This is a genomic window from Brachybacterium phenoliresistens (assembly GCF_039530785.1).
In the GTDB taxonomy this organism is placed as follows: domain Bacteria; phylum Actinomycetota; class Actinomycetes; order Actinomycetales; family Dermabacteraceae; genus Brachybacterium; species Brachybacterium phenoliresistens.
Genome location: NZ_BAAAOW010000006.1, coordinates 1 through 17049 on the forward strand (window position 1 = coordinate 1; position 17049 = coordinate 17049).

General features: G+C 74.6%; 18 protein-coding genes. 10 read left to right on the forward strand and 8 right to left on the reverse strand.

Annotated features, from left to right (window positions below; translation table 11 throughout):
* Positions 1-99: 99 nt before the first annotated feature.
* Both ABD234_RS12885 and ABD234_RS12890 read left to right on the forward strand, forming a co-directional pair.
* Positions 100-1332: an MFS transporter gene (locus ABD234_RS12885; protein ID WP_344356867.1), complete on the forward strand. Its 1233-nt coding sequence runs from the start codon at positions 100-102 to the stop codon at positions 1330-1332.
* Between the two features lie 68 nt (positions 1333-1400).
* Positions 1401-2021, forward strand: coding sequence for a histone deacetylase (locus ABD234_RS12890; RefSeq protein WP_344356869.1), 621 nt, complete (start codon positions 1401-1403; stop codon positions 2019-2021).
* A 104-nt stretch (positions 2022-2125) separates the two neighbouring features.
* On the opposite strand, the gene ABD234_RS12895 is transcribed toward ABD234_RS12890, so the two are convergent.
* Entirely contained in the window at positions 2126-2569 is a 444-nt protein-coding gene (locus tag ABD234_RS12895; protein ID WP_038374618.1) for a hypothetical protein, read from the reverse strand.
* Between the two features lie 36 nt (positions 2570-2605).
* Positions 2606-4498 (reverse strand): helix-turn-helix domain-containing protein, encoded by a 1893-nt coding sequence (locus ABD234_RS12900; protein WP_344356873.1) that lies wholly within the window; start codon positions 4496-4498, stop codon positions 2606-2608.
* 98 nt (positions 4499-4596) lie between these two features.
* Between ABD234_RS12900 and ABD234_RS12905 the strand changes: the two genes are divergently transcribed.
* The 6 genes from ABD234_RS12905 to ABD234_RS12930 all read left to right on the forward strand — a co-directional run bounded on the left by ABD234_RS12905 (position 4597) and on the right by ABD234_RS12930 (position 10076).
* Positions 4597-5415 (forward strand): N-acyl homoserine lactonase family protein, encoded by an 819-nt coding sequence (locus tag ABD234_RS12905; protein ID WP_344356876.1) that lies wholly within the window; start codon positions 4597-4599, stop codon positions 5413-5415.
* Positions 5416-5434: 19 nt separating this feature from the next.
* On the forward strand, positions 5435-5890 hold the full coding sequence (locus tag ABD234_RS12910) for a zinc ribbon domain-containing protein (RefSeq protein WP_344356879.1): 456 nt from the start codon (positions 5435-5437) through the stop codon (positions 5888-5890).
* Complete coding sequence (locus tag ABD234_RS12915) at positions 5887-6993, forward strand: alcohol dehydrogenase catalytic domain-containing protein (protein WP_344356882.1); 1107 nt, start codon at positions 5887-5889, stop codon at positions 6991-6993. Before ABD234_RS12910 ends, ABD234_RS12915 begins: the two co-directional genes overlap by 4 nt.
* A 12-nt stretch (positions 6994-7005) precedes the next feature.
* Positions 7006-8484 (forward strand): NAD-dependent succinate-semialdehyde dehydrogenase, encoded by a 1479-nt coding sequence (locus ABD234_RS12920; RefSeq protein WP_344356885.1) that lies wholly within the window; start codon positions 7006-7008, stop codon positions 8482-8484.
* 25 nt (positions 8485-8509) lie between these two features.
* Positions 8510-8974, forward strand: coding sequence for an SRPBCC family protein (locus tag ABD234_RS12925; protein ID WP_344356887.1), 465 nt, complete (start codon positions 8510-8512; stop codon positions 8972-8974).
* A 178-nt stretch (positions 8975-9152) separates the two neighbouring features.
* A complete protein-coding gene (locus ABD234_RS12930; protein ID WP_344356890.1) occupies positions 9153-10076 on the forward strand; it encodes a hypothetical protein in 924 nt (307 codons plus the stop codon).
* A 16-nt stretch (positions 10077-10092) separates the two neighbouring features.
* Here the strand turns inward: ABD234_RS12930 and ABD234_RS12935 are convergent, their stop codons facing one another.
* The 3 genes from ABD234_RS12935 to ABD234_RS12945 form a co-directional block, all read right to left on the reverse strand.
* Positions 10093-10815 carry an O-methyltransferase gene (locus ABD234_RS12935; RefSeq protein ID WP_425546793.1) on the reverse strand — a complete coding sequence of 241 codons (723 nt, stop codon included), beginning with the start codon at positions 10813-10815 and terminating at the stop codon, positions 10093-10095.
* 38 nt (positions 10816-10853) lie between these two features.
* Positions 10854-11702: a carbon-nitrogen hydrolase family protein gene (locus tag ABD234_RS12940; RefSeq protein WP_344356893.1), complete on the reverse strand. Its 849-nt coding sequence runs from the start codon at positions 11700-11702 to the stop codon at positions 10854-10856.
* A 308-nt stretch (positions 11703-12010) separates the two neighbouring features.
* The gene (locus ABD234_RS12945) at positions 12011-13033 is read right to left on the reverse strand and encodes a Gfo/Idh/MocA family protein (protein ID WP_344356895.1); all 1023 of its coding nucleotides are present in this window, start codon (positions 13031-13033) and stop codon (positions 12011-12013) included.
* A 110-nt stretch (positions 13034-13143) separates the two neighbouring features.
* Between ABD234_RS12945 and ABD234_RS12950 the strand changes: the two genes are divergently transcribed.
* Together ABD234_RS12950 and ABD234_RS12955 are read left to right on the forward strand one after the other, a co-directional pair.
* On the forward strand, positions 13144-13605 hold the full coding sequence (locus tag ABD234_RS12950; protein ID WP_344356898.1) for an AAA family ATPase: 462 nt from the start codon (positions 13144-13146) through the stop codon (positions 13603-13605).
* Between the two features lie 81 nt (positions 13606-13686).
* On the forward strand, positions 13687-14643 hold the full coding sequence (locus tag ABD234_RS12955) for a sugar-binding transcriptional regulator (RefSeq protein WP_038373343.1): 957 nt from the start codon (positions 13687-13689) through the stop codon (positions 14641-14643).
* A gap of 8 nt (positions 14644-14651) precedes the next feature.
* On the opposite strand, the gene ABD234_RS12960 is transcribed toward ABD234_RS12955, so the two are convergent.
* The 3 genes from ABD234_RS12960 to ABD234_RS12970 form a co-directional block, all read right to left on the reverse strand.
* Entirely contained in the window at positions 14652-15152 is a 501-nt protein-coding gene (locus ABD234_RS12960; protein WP_344356902.1) for a PTS sugar transporter subunit IIA, read from the reverse strand.
* Positions 15149-16552, reverse strand: a complete 1404-nt coding sequence (locus ABD234_RS12965) for a PTS galactitol transporter subunit IIC (RefSeq protein WP_344356905.1) — start codon at positions 16550-16552, stop codon at positions 15149-15151. Before ABD234_RS12965 ends, ABD234_RS12960 begins: the two co-directional genes overlap by 4 nt.
* 96 nt (positions 16553-16648) lie before the next feature.
* Entirely contained in the window at positions 16649-16924 is a 276-nt protein-coding gene (locus ABD234_RS12970) for a PTS sugar transporter subunit IIB (protein WP_344356908.1), read from the reverse strand.
* Positions 16925-17049 lie beyond the last annotated feature (125 nt).

Consider the following 17049-nt stretch of genomic DNA (forward strand, 5'->3'; position numbering starts at 1 on the left):
TACCAACCACCCATCAACGTCCCCAGCCCCGACCCAGCCGCCCTCGCGGCTTGACTCGGAACATAGGGACACCCCCCTCGTGCTCGTCGAAAGGCCCCCGTGTCCGCCTCGCCCGCCCTCTCCGCCCTGCCGCCCCGCGCCGGGGCGTCGATCGCCCTGCGCCGCTGGGCTCTGTGCGCGCTGTTCTTCCTGCCGGGCATCGCCGTGGCGTCCTGGGTGACGCGCACCCCCGCGATCCGGGACCTGCTGGAGGCCTCGACAGCGCAGATGGGCCTGGTGCTGTTCGGCATCTCGGTGGGCTCGATGCTCGGGATCCTCTCCTCCGGCCCCGCCGTGCTGCGCTTCGGCGCCCGGCGCGTGGTGCTCGTCGGCTCCTCGCTGCTGATCGCGGCGATGCCGGTGATCGCCCTGGGCGCCGCGGCGGGCCTGCCGGTGGTCGTCGCCGTGGGCCTGGGCATGTTCGGCGCCGGCATGGGCGGCGGCGAGGTCGCCATGAACATCGAGGGCGCGGACGTGGAGGAGCTCTCCGGACGCTCGTTCCTGCCCCTGCTGCACGGCTGCTTCAGCCTGGGCACGGTGGTCGGGGCGGTGCTGGGCATCCTCGCCAACGCCGCCGGCACCTCCGTGGTGCTGCACCTGCTGGCCGTCGGGGTGCTCGGCCTCGTCCTGCTGACCTGGGCGATCCGCCAGCTGCCGGCGGCGACCGGCCTCGCCGTCGCGGCGGACCGGTCCGCCGCCGCGAGCACGCCCCGCACCTCGGTGTGGAGGGACCGGCGCCTGCTGCTGATCGGCGGGATCGTGCTGGCGATGGCCCTGGCCGAGGGCACCGCCAGCGACTGGCTGCCGCTGGTGATGGTCGACGGCCACGGCCTCGACGCGGCGCTGGGCAGCGCGGTCTTCGCCGTGTTCGCCGCCTCCATGACTGCCGGCCGCTTCCTGGGCGGCCCGATCATCGACCGGTTCGGGCGCGCGGTCGTCCTCGGCGCGGGAGCCCTGCTCGCCGCGACCGGGATCGCCCTGGTCTCGCTGGTGGACCACCAGGCGGTCGCCGCCGCCGCGGTCGTGCTGTGGGGGCTCGGCGCGTCCCTCGGCTTCCCGGTGGCGCTGTCCGCGGCCGGGGAGTCCGGACCCGATCCCGCCGCCCGCGTCGCCCTCGCCTCGACTCTCGGCTACCTCGCCTTCCTGGTGGGCCCGCCCACCCTCGGGATGGTCGGCGAGCACGTGGGCCTGCGCACCGCACTGCTGCTGCCGATGCTCGTGCTCGTCGTCGCGGTGGTCCTCTCCCCCGCCGCGGGCCGCCGCCGGGACCGGGAGCTCGAGCCCGCGGCCTGACCTCCCGGCGCGAGACCGGTCACGCCCGCCTTCACCCCGGCGCGGAGCACGGCGCAGGATGGAGAGCGATGTCCCCCGCCGACCCGCCCGCATCCCCTCCCCTGGTCTGGTACGTCAGCTACGGCTCGAACATGAACGCCGCGCGGCTGGACTGCTACCTGCGCGGAGGGCGGCCGCCGGGCGCGAAGGTCACCTATCCCGGGGCGCGGGACGCGACCCCGCCGCGGGCCGATGCGGGCGTCCTGCTGCCGGGCCGCCTGCGCTTCGCGGGCACCTCGCGCGTGTGGGGCGGATCGGTCGCCTTCTACGACCACGCCTCCGCGGGGCCCACCGCCGCCCGGGCCTACCTCGTGACCGCGCAGCAGTTCGTCGACGTCGCCGCGCAGGAGATGCATCGGCCGCCGCAGGAGGACGACCCGCTCGAGGCCGTGGTCCGCGCCGGCGTCCCCGGGGGCCCGTACGCCGCCGGGCCCGGCGCCTACGAGACGCTGCTGAACGTCGGCGAGCGCGAGGGCCGGCCGATGCTCACCTTCACGGCGCCCGACGGGGCGGCCGGTCTCCCGCCCGGGGAGCCCGCCCCGGCGTACCTCGCGATGCTCACCGCGGGCCTCGCGCAGGCGCACGGCTGGGACGCCGACCGCGCGCAGGAGTACCTCCTGGCCCGCACCACGCTCGCGCGCGCCGCCTGACCCGTCCCGCCCTGGGGTCCCGCCCAGGAGGCCGGGGCTCCCGGACGCCGACGGCCGCGGCCCGCCGTCGGCGGGTCCGCGGCCGTCGTGCCTCGGCGTGAGGGTCAGAGACCCGCGCCGTCCTCCTCGGGGAAGGTGTCGGAGGCCCGGGGAAGGCCGTCGTCGTCGGTCACCGGGGTGATGCCGTCGTCCTCGAGGGCGTCCACGTCGCGCAGGTCGCCGGAGAGCTCGGCGACCTCCGCGTCGTCCTGGCCCTCGGCGACCATCTCGTCGCCGTCGCGGTTGCCCTGCTCGGCGGCGGAGGTCAGGTCCTCGCCGAGCTCGTCCGGGAAGTCGGGGGCCTCGTCGGAGCGGTCCTGCGCGCTCTCCTCCTCGCGGCGCTCCAGCTCGAAGGCCGCATCGGCCCCTTCGACCCCGGTGCCCTTCGGGCCCTCCGCGCCGGGCTCCACCTCGCCCTCGCCGCCGTCCTGGCCGTACTCGGCGTAGGCGTCGACGTCGCCGGCGTCCACGGCCTGGGCCGCCTCGTTCTCGAAGCCGTTCTCGCTCATGCGTCCTCCTCGGGTCGGTGGATCGTGGGCCCGAGTCTAGGGAGCGCCCCCGGGGCCGTCCACCGCGGCGACCGTCCGGTCCGGAGGCGTCGCCGCGCCCTCCTGCGGCCGGTCGGCGTGGGCGATGGCCCAGGCCCGCAGCCCCAGGTGGAGGTCGAGGAAGCGGGACGGCTCCCGCCAGTCCGGGCCCAGCACGCGGGCGATCCGCTCCAGCCGCTGGCGCACGGTGTTGGGGTGCACGAACAGCCGGCGTGCGGTGCGGGCGACGTTCCCGCCGGACTCCGCGAACACCCAGGCCGTGCGCGTCAGGTCCCCGCCGCGGCCGGCGTCGTCGGCGATCAGCGGGGCGATGCCGTCCAGCGGCGAGCGCGCCCGCGGATCGGCCCGGACGGCCTCGAGCACCAGCCCGACCGCGCCCAGCTGGTCGCCGTGGGCCGTCCGCCCCCAGGCGCCCAGCGCCGCGAGGGACGCCAGGGCGCGCGCCGCGTCCCGGTGCCCGGCGGCGAGCTGCTCCCGATCGGTGCAGCGCCCGGAGACGCCGACGTTCATCGCGGCCCCGCGCTCGCGGCCGGCGGCGATCACCTCGGCGGCGATCTCCGCGGCCGTATCGCGCCCGTCCCGCAGCGCGCCCCGGCCGGGGACCACCGCGCAGGCATGCCCCTGGTGGGGTGCGACGATGCCGCGCGGCGCCTCCCCCTCCCGGGCGCTCTCCAGGCAGGCGCGCAGCACCTCGAGGGCGGTCGAGGGGTCCCCCGTCCCGTCCTCGACGGCGAGCACCTGCGCGCCCCGCCGCGGCAGCTCCAGCGCCTCGACGGCGCCGCGCAGCCCGCCGGGGACCGCCCCGGCGCCGATCAGCGCATCGAGCAGGGCCCGCTGGTGGCGGTGATGGTCGTCGGTCCGCACCCGCACCATGAGCAGGAGCATCGTGAGGAACACGGCGATCCGCTGGACGCGCGGCAGCAGGGGCACGGGCAGGGCGTCGTGGACCAGGAGCGTCCCCAGGTGCTCGTCGCCGCTGAGCGCGCAGGCCACCGTGATGCCCTGGTCCACGACCGGGTGCCCCGTCGCGCGGGCGGTGCGGATCGCGTGCTCGAGCGGGACCCGCGGCAGGGGCGCGGGGTCCTCGTCGGCGCCGCGGCCGGGGGCGCCCTGGGCGAGCGGCTCCGCATCGGCGTCCAGCACGTCGACGCGACAGCCCACGAGATCGGCGACCGCCCGGGCATAGGCCGCGGGCCCGGCGGCGGGCGCGGTGATCGACTCGAGCAGGCGGGCGTCGATCTCCAGGACGTCCTGGAGGTCCAGGATCCGTTCGAGGTGCGTGTCGCGGTCCTCGTGCAGGCGGGCCAGGGCGGCGCCCACCTCCTCGAGGCGGCGGGCCCCGGCCAGGGCGGCGCTCGTGTGGCGGGCGAGGACGCTCACGGTGTCGACGACTTCCTCCGGATAGCGGCGGGGCGAGCGGTCCGCCACCAGCAGCGCGCCGTGGACCACCCCGTGCAGGGTCATCGGCACGCCGAGGATCGCCCGCACCCCCTCGCCGCGCACGATCTCGTCGATGTCGTGCAGGTGCGTGATGGTCCCGTCCAGCAGGTAGTCCTCGGTGACCACGGTGGCCCGGCCGGTCGCCGCCCGCCCGAGCACCCCGTAGCCCAGCGGCATGCGGATGGTGCGGTACTCCGGCGTGCGCACCCCGTGGCTGTAGCGGATGAAGGTCTCCTCCGCGGTGTTGAGCGCGATGTAGGCCATGTCCGAGCCCGTCAGCTCCCGGGTGCGGCGCACGATCGCCTCGAGCGCCTCGCCGAGGTCGCGGCGGGCCGTGGTGCGCGAGGCGATCTCGGTGACGACGTCGAGCAGCTCGGCGCGGCGGCGGAAGTCCGCGGTCGAGGGCGCCTCGTCCGCCCGCGGGGAGTGTGCAGATCTCCATCGATCCATGCGGACGATGGTATCCGCGCACATGGTGCCGCCGCCCACGGCGCGCATAGCCTCGCCGCAGAGGCGTCGAGGGAGACGCCCCCGAGGAAGGACCGATCATGAGCGATCCCGCGATGAAGCTGCACATCCTCTCGACCGGCATCATGGAGTGCGACCACACCTGGCTGCTCCTCCAGGCCGGGAACACCATCACCGACCGCCACCACAGGGACAAGCCCGCCGCCTGGGGCGAATGCCCCACCCATGCCGTGCTCGTGGAGACCCCGGAGGGCCGCATCCTGTGGGACACCGGGGTCCCGCGCGACTGGGAGACCCGCTGGGCGCCCACCGGGTTCCAGGACTTCTTCCCCGTGCAGGAGGATCCCGCCGGCCCCGGCTACCTCGACACCGCGCTCGCGGACCTCGAGCTGACCACCGACGACATCGACATCCTCGTGCTCTCGCACCTGCACTTCGACCATGCCGCCAACGCGCGGATGTTCGACAACGGCCGCACCCGCATCATCGCCCAGGCCGACGAGATCGAGGGCGTGAAGACCATCGAGGGCGAGTTCCAGGGCGCCCACCTGGTGAGCGACTTCTCCGGGCTGCCGCTCGAGGCGGTGCACGGCGACCAGGAGATCGTCCCGGGGGTCAGCGTCATCTCCACCCCCGGCCACACCTGGGGGACGATGAGCCTGCGCGTGGACCTGCCCGAGTCGGGCACGAAGATCTTCACCTCCGATGCCGTCTATCTCGGGGCGAGCTGGGGGCCGCCGGCGATCGGCGCGGGCATCGTCTGGGACTCCGTGGGCTGGCTCGAGTCCGTCGACAAGCTGCGCCGCATCCAGCAGGAGACCGGCGCGGAGATGATCTTCGGCCACGACGCCGAGCAGCGCCGGGGCCTCACCCTGGCGCCCGACGGCCACTACTCCTGAGCGCCGGACGGAGCCTGCGATGATCCTCTACGACCTGCGCTGCACCCAGGGCCACCGCTTCGAGGCGGGCCTGCCCTCGATGTTCTCCGACAACCCCGACTGCGCCTGCGGGGCGAGCACGACCCGGCTGCCCGCCGCGGTCCGCCGCCTCGGCGAGGCCAGCCCGGGACGCTCCCGCGAGGAGATGCCCACGACCTGGCGCGGCATCGCCCAGGGCCATCCGGACGTGGTCCGCGGCTGGCATCGGGAGATGACCCGCCGCGAGAAGCTCGAGGAGCGCCATCCCGAGCTCGCCGGCGACCGGCGCCCGGTCCTCGCGCACGAGGGCGCCTTCGCCGGGCGGCCCCTGCGCTCGGGCGACGCCCTGGTCCCCGAGGTCGCGAAGGCGGCCTTCGGGACCAAGGAGCCCTCCCCCTCCGCCCCGTCGGCCCCGTCGGCCCCCTCGGCCCCGTCGGCGCGCGGGGGTGCGCGATGAGGATCCGCGGCGCCGTCCTGGAGGAGATGGGCCGGCCCCGCCCCTACACCGCATCGCGGCCCATCACGATCAGCGACCTCGAGCTGGACCCGCCCGGCCCCACCGAGATCCTCGTGCGGATGGAGGCCGCCGGGGTCTGCCACTCGGACCTCTCCGTGGTCGACGGCAACCGGCCCCGCCCGCTGCCGATGCTGCTGGGGCACGAATCCGCCGGCCGGGTCGAGGAGATCGGCGCGGAGGTGGAGGGCATCACGGTGGGCGACCGTGTCGTCATGAGCTTCCTGCCCCGCTGCGGCCGGTGCCGGGAATGCGCGACCGACGGGCGCCTGCCCTGCTCGGCGGGATCGGCCGCCAACAACGCCGGCACCCTGCTGGGCGGCGGCCGGAGGATCACCCGCGACGGCGAGCCGGTCCACCACCACCTGGGCGTCTCCGGCTTCGCGACCCGCGCGGTCGTCGATGCGGCGAGCGCCGTCGTCGTGCCCGAGGCGGTGCCGCCGGACATCGCGGCGGTGCTGGGCTGCGCCGTCCTCACCGGCGGCGGCGCCGTCCTCAACGTCGCGCGCCCCGGCCCGGAGGACTCGATCATGATCGTGGGCCTCGGCGGGGTGGGCATGGCGGCCCTGATCACCGCGGCCTCGCAGGACGTCCGGGAGGTGATCGCCGTGGACACGCTGCCGGCGAAGCTGCAGCGGGCCCGGGAGCTGGGGGCGCATCGGACCTTCACCCCGCAGGAGGTGGCCGAGCAGGGCATCACCGCGGACCGGGTGATCGAGGCGGCCGGGCACCCCCGGGCCTTCGAGACCGCTTTCGCCGCCATCGGGTTCGGGGGCACGATGGTGACCGTGGGCCTTCCGGCCCCGGGCGCGACCGTGACGATCCCGCCGCTGCCGATCACGGCGAAGGCGCAGTCGGTGATCGGCTGCTACCTCGGCTCGGCCGTGCCCCGCCGGGACATCCCTGCGTACGCCCAGCTGTACCTGGAGGGGAAGCTTCCCGTGGACGCGCTGATCAGCCGGAGGATCCGTCTCGAGGACGTGTGCTCGGCGATGGACCAGCTCGCCGACGGCGAGGCGATCCGCCAGGTCATCCTGTTCGACTGAGGAGACGAGACCATGACCGAGATCCCCCGGATCACCGAGGAGGGCGTCGCCGCCCTGCTCGACCGCCTGCCCCGCAGCTCCTTCGTCGAGGGGGCGTTCCTCGGCGGCACGCCCGGCCTGGACGTGGTCGACCCGGCCACCGGCCGGGCGCTGACGCAGGTCGTGGACGCCGATGCGCAGAGCGTGGGCCTGCGCGCCCTGGACGCGGCGGTCGCCGCGCAGGACGCCTGGGCGGCGACCCTGCCCCGGGAGCGCGCGGACATCCTGCGTCGGGCCTTCGAGCTGTGCCACGAGCGGGCCGACGACCTGGCCCTGACCATGACCCTCGAGATGGGCAAACCGCTCGCGGAGGCCTACGGCGAGGTGACCTACGGGGCGGAGTTCCTGCGCTGGTTCTCCGAGGAGGCCGTGCGCCTGCCCGGCCGGTTCCGTCCCGCCCCCGCCGCGCCGCAGGCGATCCTCACGACCACCCGGCCGGTCGGCCCGGTCCTGGCGATCACGCCCTGGAACTTCCCGCTGTCCATGGGCACCCGGAAGATCGGCCCCGCGCTCGCGGCCGGCTGCACCGTGGTGCTCAAGCCCGCCGCGAAGACGCCGCTGACCTCCCTGCTGCTGATGCAGATCCTCGCCGATGCGGGCGTGCCCGCGGGGGTCGTCGGCTGCGTGGTCACCTCGGACTCCCGCACGCTGTCCTCGACCCTGATGGCCGATGACCGCCTGCGGAAGGTGTCCTTCACCGGCTCCACCGGGGTGGGGCGCACCCTGCTCGCCCAGGCGTCCGAGCATGTGCTGCGCACCTCGATGGAGCTCGGCGGCAACGCCCCGTTCCTGGTGCTGCCCTCGGCCGATGTCCCCACCGCGCTGGACGCGGCGATGCCCGCGAAGTTCCGCAACAACGGGGAGGCCTGCACCGCGGCCAACCGCTTCTACGTGCATGCCTCGGTGGCCGAGGAGTTCACCCGCGGCCTCGCCGAGCGCACGCAGGCCCTGGTCGCCGGTCCCGGCATCGAGGAGGGGACGACCCTCGGCCCCCTGATCGACGAGGCGGGGCTGGCGAAGGTCGAGGAGCTCGTGGCCGATGCCGTGGAGCGCGGCGCCCGCGTCCTCACCGGCGGGAAGCGCCTGGACCGGGAGGGCTTCTTCTATGCCCCGACGGTGCTGGCCGATGTCCCGCGCGACGCGCGTGTGAACCGGGAGGAGATCTTCGGGCCGGTCGCCCCGGTGATCGTGATGGACGACGTCGAGGAGATGGTCGCCGCGGCGAACGACACCGAGTTCGGGCTCATGAGCTACGTGGTCGGCGAGGATCTGGGCGAGATCACCCGGGTCGCCGGGCGCATCGAGGCGGGCATGGTCGCGGTGAACCTGGGCGTCGCCTCCGATCCGGCGGCCCCGTTCGGCGGGGTCAAGGAGTCGGGCCTGGGCCGCGAGGGCTCCCACGAGGGTCTGGCCGAGTACCTCGAGACGACGTACGTGCGCCTGCCGCTGTGAGACGGCGGGATCTAGACTGCGCGCCATGACGACGACGCCGCAGCTTCGCCTGACCCAGCCGATCGACGCGGATCCGGCCGCGGTCTGGGCGGTGCTCACCGACATCGGCGCCGCCGCGTCGACGCTCTCCGGCGTCGACTCGGTCGAGGTGCTCACCGAGGGGCCCTACGCGGTGGGGACGACGTGGCGGGAGACCCGGTCCGTGCTCGGCATGCGCGCCACCGAGGAGATGGAGGTGATCGAGGCGGACGAGCCGCGCAGCACCGTGGTCGTGGCCCGCAGCGGCGACGTCCTGTACCGCACGCAGTTCCGTCTCGAGCCCACCGAGCGCGGCACCGACCTGACGATGACCTTCGGTGCGGCGATGCCCGAGCGGCACGGGCTGCGCCGGTACCTGGGCGCCGCGCTGAGCTCGCTCGGTCTGCGCGCCGCGCAGAAGGCGATGGAGAAGGACCTCCAGGACATCGCGATCGCCGCGGCGCGGCGCTGACCGCGCTCCGCAGCGTGCACGTCACCGGGGCGCCCGGTGGGGTGGGTGGCCTCGGCGCAGCCCGACGGGACGTGGAAGGACGCGGACGGTCCTGATGGAACGCCCCACGGAGCGCTCCCCGGCCCTGGACGGCGCGCTGAGCAGCGACGATCCCGCCGCGGCCGAGTAGGCTCGGCGGATGCGATCCCGAAGCGTCGTTCCCGCCGTCGCGGTCCTGATCCTCCTGCTCGCCGGATGCTCCGGGGAACCGGAGCCGCCGATGCCGACGCCGTCGTCGCCCCGCGCGACGGCGAGTGCGACCTCCGCGGCGACGGAGGAGCCCGGCACCCTCGAGGAGCTCGCCGATGCCGTGGAGTCCGAGGGGCTCGTCGACACGGCGACCCTCTCTGTGGTGTCCGGGAGCCCGGGCGCGCTCCAGGTCCACCTCGTGTGGGACGAGGTGCCCAGCCCGGACGAGCAGCTCGCCGCGTACCACGAGGTCGACGTCCGCATCGACGAGATCCTCGACGACCGCCCCGAGACGACACAGATCTTTCTCGGCGCCGCCCCGGATTCCGGCCGGTCCCGCGGGGTCGCGACGTCCTACGATCCGGGCCCGGAGCTGCTCCTCTCCCTCCTCGGGGCGACAGGCGACTCCCCCTGCTCAGCGGCAGAGCTGGACCGACGGGACCTGGGCGACGATCCCTCCGCAGAGGTGACCTTCGACTGCACCGTCCAGGCCGACGATCTGATCGGCCTCGTCTCCTCGTACGACGAGATCACCGCCATCGGAGTCGAGGGCGATGATGTCGAGGTCCGATGGGAGGTGACCGTGGAGGGCTGGACGAGCACCGACGCCCAGCTGCACGTGGACGCGGGCCCGGTCGAAGGCCGTCAGGAACTGCTGGTCGAGCTCGCGACGATGGCGACGGAGGGCGGCGCCGATCAGGTCAGCCTCGTCGATTCCGGCGACGGCCTCTCGGTCCATGGCTACGTCGATGCCTCGGGGTCACCGCTGTGCGAGGCGATGCTCGAGCAGATCACCGCGGCCGGTGTCGGGGACGCGACCGTGGGCATGCAGCTGCGCGGTGCGAAGCCGGACGCCTGGTCCTGCTGGATCTGATCCCGGACGCCGCGGTTCAGCGCCGCCGGGCGATGAGCAGACCGTCCCAGCCCTTCACGCCGACGGTCTGCAGGGCCGTCGCCTCGAGCTCGGGATGCTCCGCGATGTCCTGCACGACCTGCCGCACGCCCTGGACCCGCGGGTCCTCGCTGGCGGCGTCGACCACGGCGCCGTCGCGCACCACGTTGTCGATGACGATCACCGCGCCCGGACCGGTCAGGCGCAGCGCCGCCGCGAGGTAGGCGGGGTTGCCGGGCTTGTCCGCGTCGATGAACACGAGGTCGTAGGGCTCCGCGCCCTCCTCGATCAGGTGCTGCGCCGACTCCGCGGCCGGGCCGATGCGCACCTCGACCCGGTCCGCGACCCCGGCCCGCTCCAGGTTCTCCAGCGCGACGTGGGCGTTCTGCGGCTCCAGCTCGAGGGTGGTCACGCGGCCCTGCGCGCCGACGGCCCGCGCGCACCAGATCGTCGAGTACCCGGCGAGCGTCCCGAACTCGAGCACGCGGCGGGCCCCGGCGATGCCGATGAGCAGGCCCAGCAGCGCGCCCTGGTTGGCGGCGACCTCGGCGTTCGGCATGGTCGTGCGGGCACCGGACTCGCGCGCCGCGACCAGGGCCTCGTCCTCCCCCACCAGCTCGTGGGTGAAATAGGCGTCCACGGCGCGCCAGGCGGGCGCCGAGGCGTACCGGTTCACCGGGGTCGAGGCGGCGGCGGGCTCGTGATCGGGGGTGACGTCCACAGGGGTCATCCTGGCACGGCCCGCCGCCGCGCCGCCGGTCAGTCGGCGGCGACCATGGCGCGGCGCCAGGCGCGGGGCCCGCCCTCGGGCCGCGCCCCGATCTCGTGCACCACGACGGCGGGCCGCTCCTGCTCGGGGCAGGTCGCGGCCCATCGGCCGTCGGGACCGATCACGCCGCTCGGCGCGTGCGCCGCGCTCGCCGTCGAGGCGCTCCAGCCGATGCTCAGCCCGTGCTGGCGCGCCATGGCCAGCGCCGAGATCACCAGCCCGTAGGAGGCATCCGCATCGGCCGGGGCCTGGCAGGAGACCAGCACCGCGTCGGCTCCGGCGTCCTCGTAGCCGAGGAACACGTCGCCGAACAGGACCTCGAGGCCGGAGGCGAGGCCCAGACGGATCCCGTCCACGTCGATCGTGACCTGCGCGTGGCCGCGCTCGTACAGGTGCGCCTCCTTGGTGCGGGACAGGCGCCGCTCGTCGTACTGCGCCTCGATCGCGCCGTCGGGGCCGATGACCAGCAGGCTGCTGCGCGGGCGCGGCGCCTCGGCCGCCCGGGTCTGCACGCCGAGGACGGTGCGCAGGGACAGCTCCCGCGCCCCGCTGCGGATCGCGGCCACGGCGCGGTCGAGCTCGTCCCAGGCCAGACGGGACCAGTCGGCGTCGGTGATCTCCTCGCGGGAGCGGGAGAGCAGCCGCTTGTCGGGGAAGCAGAGCGTCGCCTCGGGCAGCTGGAGCAGGTCCGCGCCCCGGGCGCGGGCCTCCCGCATGAGGGCGAGGACCTCGCGGGCGCCGGCGCGGATCGCGGCGGCATCGGCCGGGTCGGTCCGCAGGGTCGTCTGCGCGACCGCGAGGCGGAGGGAGGGGGCAGGGGTGGTGTCGGTGGTGGGCACGTCGTCTCCTTCGGCGGAGCGGAGGTGCCGGAGGGCAGCCGTGTAGGACTCGCCGGTGCGCGCCATGCGGGCGCGCACGCGCTTCTTGCGTGCTCGATCTGCTGTCATCCGGAACTCCCGCGATGCCCCTGGCCCGCTCCCCAGCAGCCGCGGCCCGAGGCACGGGCGATCGATGACGGCGACCGGAGACAGGGTCCCTCTGCCCCGGGTGCACGTGGTGCCGGCCCGTGCTGGGGACGAGCCATCGGGGTTGGGCGTCGGACACGCCATGGCGAGCATAGCGCCGGGCGCGGGCTCCGCGAGGGATCTCAGCGGAGCTCGACGGTGCGTCCCTCGAGGGCGCTGAGGCGGGCGGCGTCGGTGATCTCCACGGTGTGGATCGCCTCGTCGAGGAGGACGGCCAGGGGCGCGCCCTCGGCGACCGAGGCATGCAGACGGCGGTAGAACTCGGCATAGTCGCCCGCAGCGCTGGGCACGGGAAGCGCGCCGTCCGCCGTGTGCAGGACGCCCCAGCGCTCGGGCTGCTCGCGCCCCCAGTCCGCGGCCGTCGCCGGGTGCTCGCCCCGCAGGATCGCATCGGTCTGCACGTCGCGCATGCGCGAGGTGTACGCCCCCTGCGAGCCCCACAGCACCAGCTCCCGCTCGGCCAGGTGGTTGATCTTGCTCGCCGAGACGGTGGAGTGGACGCCGGAGGCGTGGTGCAGGGCCACGACGAAGCCCGCGTCGACCTGGTGCCCCTCGACCTCGACCAGGTCCAGGTGGGCGTCCACCCGCGCGACCGGGCCGAACAGGTGCGTCATCTGGTCGACGAGATGGGATCCGAGGTCGCGCAGCAGCCCGTGCGCGGGGCCGACCTCGAGGGTCCCCGGCTCGTCGAGGTCGAAGCGGTTCACGGCGCGCCAGGGCGTGCCGATCGCCCCGTCCGCGAGCACCTCCGCGGCGGTGCGCAGATCGGTGTCCCAGCGGCGGTTGTGGAAGACGGTGAGCAGGCGCCCGGCCTGCTCGGCTGCCGCAGCCATCTCCCGGGCCACCTGCGCATCGGGCGCGAAGGGCTTGTCCGCGACCACGTGCACGCCGCGGGCCAGGGCCCGCAGCACCAGCTCGCGGCGGGTCTGCGGCGGGGTGGTGATGACGACGACGTCCACGCCGAGGTCGATCAGGGCGTCGAGGTCGTCGACGGCCGGCACGCCCGCCGCCGCGGCGGCGAGCTCGACGCGACGCTGCGGGGACCGGGTGACGACCCCCGCGATCTCCCAGTCGGGAACGGCCTGGATGTACGGCAGGTGGAACTTCTGGCCGCCGAAGCCGAAGCCGACGAGTCCGATGCGCATGGGGCCCCTCCAGGGACGAGTATTTGTCCGGACATACTAGGGGCGTCGGGGGTCGGACGCCAGAGGCGGCCGCGATCCGGCGCGGAGGGCGCGGCCCGTAGGCTCGTGCCATGGTGCGCATCCTCGTCACCGGCATGTCCGGCACCGGCAAGACGACCCTCCTGGCCGAGCTCGCCCGCCGCGGCCGCCGCGTCGTGGACACGGACTACGGCGGCTACGTGCTGCCCGAGGGCACCTGGGACGAGCCGCGCATCGCCGCGCTGCTGGCCGCGCACGAGGAGATCGTGGTCCAGGGGACCGTCGAGAACCAGGGCCGGTTCCGCGACCGCTTCGACCACATCGTCCTGCTCAGCGCGCCGCTCGAGGTCATCCTGAACCGGGTCGCCGCCCGCAGGAACAACCCCTACGGCAGCACCCCTGCCGACCGCGCGGAGATCCGGAGCCAGCACGCCGAGGTCGAGCCGCTGCTGCGCCGCAGCGCGGACCTCGAGCTCGACGCCCTGCGCCCCACCGCCGAGCTCGCCGACGTCCTCGAGCAGCTCCTGGGATCGGGCCCGCGAACCTCCCGCTGACCGCGCGATTCGCCCCGCACGCGGCCGCGAGGATGCGTACCCTGAGACCACCCGACCGACCCGCCCCATCCGGGAGTGACCATGCCAGCCCCTCGCGACACCAGCGTGATCGTGAGGGCCGCGCGCCTGTACTACGAGCAGGGCCGATCGCAGACGGAGGTCGCGCGGGAGCTGAACCTGTCCCGCTCGAACGTCTCGCGCATCCTCACGCAGGCCCGCGACCGCGGGATCGTCGAGATCACGATCCACGACCCGGAGGGCCCGCCCCAGCGCGACCAGGTGCTCGAGCTCGCCCTGCGCTCCGCGTTCTCCCTGCGCGAGGCGCATGTCGTCGCCGCCTCCCGGGTGGTGGGCATCGAGGTCGTGGCCCGGGAGGGCGCGGCCGTGATCATGGACCGCGCCGCCCAGGTGCGCAGCATCGGCGTGTCCTGGGGGCAGACGGTGCAGGACGTCGTCGCCCACCTCGACGCCCTGCACCTGCGGCCGCCGCCGCGGGTGCTGCCGCTGGTGGGCGGGCACAGCGCGCTGGACCAGCTCGAGTCCGGGGAGTCGGTGCTGCGCGTGCTCGCCTCGCGCCTGGGCGCCCGGCCGGAGACGCTGTACGCCCCGGCGGTGCTCGAGTCCGCGACGACGGTGCGCAGCCTGCGGGCCGAGTCCTCGATCGCCTCGGTGCTGGATGCGGCCGGGAAGGTCGAGCTGGCGATCGTCGGCATCGGCTCGACCGGCTTCCACTCCTCCCCTCATCTGGTGCGGCAGATGAAGCTGTCCGAGAGCGAGCGCATCGCCTTCGAGCAGCAGAACCCCGTCGGCGACGTCTGCGCCCGCTTCGTCGACGCGCACGGCGTGCCGCTGGGCCCGCCCGCGCAGGACCGCGTGCTCGCGGTGACCTTCGAGGAGCTCCAGGCGATCCCCGAGGTGGTGGGCGTGGCCGCCGGCATCGAGAAGGCCCCCGGGGTGATCGGCGTGCTGCGCAGCGGCATCATCGACACGATCGTGCTGGACACCGACCTGGCCCGCGAGGTCCTCGCCCGGGTGTGAGCGCCCGGTCAGCCGGCGAGCCAGGCGCGGGCGCGGGCCTCCAGATCGGCGTCGTCGCGCGCGGCGAGCACCTCGCGGACTGCGGCCTCGTCCTGCAGGCGGGCGATGAGGCTCTGCAGCGCGGCGAGCTGGCTGTGGGCGTCGGCGAGCACCAGCATCACCACCAGCTGCACCTGCACCTCGGCCCCGGAGGAGCCCATCTCCCCGAAGGCGACCGGCGCTTGCAGCGTCGCCACCGCAAGCCCGGGGCGCAGCACGTGCTCGGGGTCGGTGTGCGGGATCGCGGCGGGGACGATGGTGGGCAGGCCCGTCGGGTAGGCGGCCTCGCGGGCGAGGACGGCCTCCTCGAAGGAGCCGGTGACCGCGCCGGAGGCCAGGAGCCGGCCCGCGAGCGCGCGCAGCACGCCCTCGGCATCGGCCGCCGCGCAGCCGGCGATGGCCGCCCCGGGCAGGAGCGCGAGCGGGGACGGCACGGGCTCGGGCGCGCCGTCCCCGGCGGAGGCGCTCATGCCGACGGCTCCTGCGACCCGGCGGCGGCCGCGGCGCGATCCCGGCGGGCCATCGCGACGCGGATCGCGAGGACCGCCCCGAGGGAGAGGAGTGCCGCGACGAGCACGCCCGGCACGCCCAGCCGGGCGGCGGCGAAGAAGACGGCGGTGAGCGGGTTGGCGCCGTCCACGATCGAGGAGATCGTCGTCTGCCCCTCCTCGAGGGCGAAGCCGGAGGCGACGGCGACCTGCGTGAACGTCGGAGCGATCCAGGTGGCGACGAACAGGCCGGCGCCGATGAGGATCCCGCCGCCGATCACGCTGCGCACGATGTTCCCGCGGAAGATCGGCACCATCACCGCGACCACGAAGGGGATCGTCGCGAGGTCCACCAGCGGCAGCACGCGGTTGCCGGCCGGGGCGAGCGCCACCGCGATGAGCAGCGTGACCGGCACCAGGATCAGCGAGGTCGCGATCACCGAGGGCTGGCCGACGGCGACCGCGGAGTCCAGGCCGATGTAGAAGGTGCGGCCCGGGAAGCGCTTCTGGACGAAGGTGCGCGCCGCCTCGGAGATCGGCATCAGCCCCTCCATGAGGATCGCCACCATCCGCGGCAGCAGGAACATCGCCGCCGCGAGGGAGATCGCGAGGGTGAGGATCGCCGTCGAATCGGCCGCCGGATCGTCGAAGCCGTAGCCGAAGATGCCGATCAGCAGGCCCAGCACCAGGCCCATCATGAGCGACTCCCCGAACATGCCGAAGCGCTTCTGGATCGCCGCCGGGGTCGCGTCCAGCCGGTTCAGCCCCGGGATCGCGTCGAACAGGCGGTTCAGCGGGATGGCGAGCAGGCCGTACGGGGCCGAGGTGCCGTGCGGGAAGGAGATCTCCGGCAGCTGGAAGTACTTCTGGACGATCGGCGCGGTGAGGTCGGCGAAGGCCAGGACCAGGGCGAGGTGGACGGCGGCGCTCAGCAGCCCCAGCAGGAAGCTCTCGGTCACCGCCGCCACGAGCGCCCCGATCAGGGCGCTGTGCCAGTAGTTCCACAGGTCGATGTCGAAGGTCCGCGTCAGCCCGGTGACCAGCAGGATCACGTTCACCAGCAGGCCCAGCGGGATGATCATCGCCCCGATCGCGGAGCCGAAGGCGATGGCGGCGGAGGAGGGCCAGCCGACGTCGACCACGTCGAGGCTCACGCCCAGGCCCTCCGCCATGGCAGTCGCGGCCGGGCCGACCTGCCCGCCCAGCAGACCGATCACGAGGTTGATGCCGATGAACCCGATGCCGATGGTCACGCCGGCGCGGAAGGACTTCCCCAGCTTCAGCCCGAGGATCAGCCCGAAGATCGTGATGAGGACCGGCAGCACGACGCTCGGTCCCAGTCCGGTGAGGTAGCCCGAGATCGGGCCGAGGATGCTCTCCATGATGGCGCTCCTTGGGGCGGCGCTCGTCCTCGAGCGCAGGGATGAGGGTCCCGCCGGGCAGGCGCCCGCGGGGGCGGGCCGGGCTCGCCCGGTCGGTCAGGACAGCGCGGAGACGATCTCCGCGAGGGCGGCGTCCTCGCCGATGCCGGTCAGCAGCGGCAGGGCCCGCACCACGGGGACGCCGACGGTGGCGGGCACCTCGGTGGTGGCGACGATGAGGTCGACCTCGGGCGCGGGGCCCATGAGGTCCATGACCTTGCCCTGGGAGACGTCCGCCTCGATGCCCTGGGCGGCGAGGTGGTCTCGGACCTTCGCGGCGACGACGGTCGAGGTCGCGACGCCGGTTCCGCAGATGATGAGGACCTTCTTCATGGCTGCTCCTGGGGGTCGTGCGGGTCGGGCGGGTGTGTACGAGGGTAGTGCCGGGGCGGGGCGTGCACCTCGGGCGTCCGGGGAGGCGGACGGGCCGGGCTCGTGCTCCGCGGCGGAGCGACCGG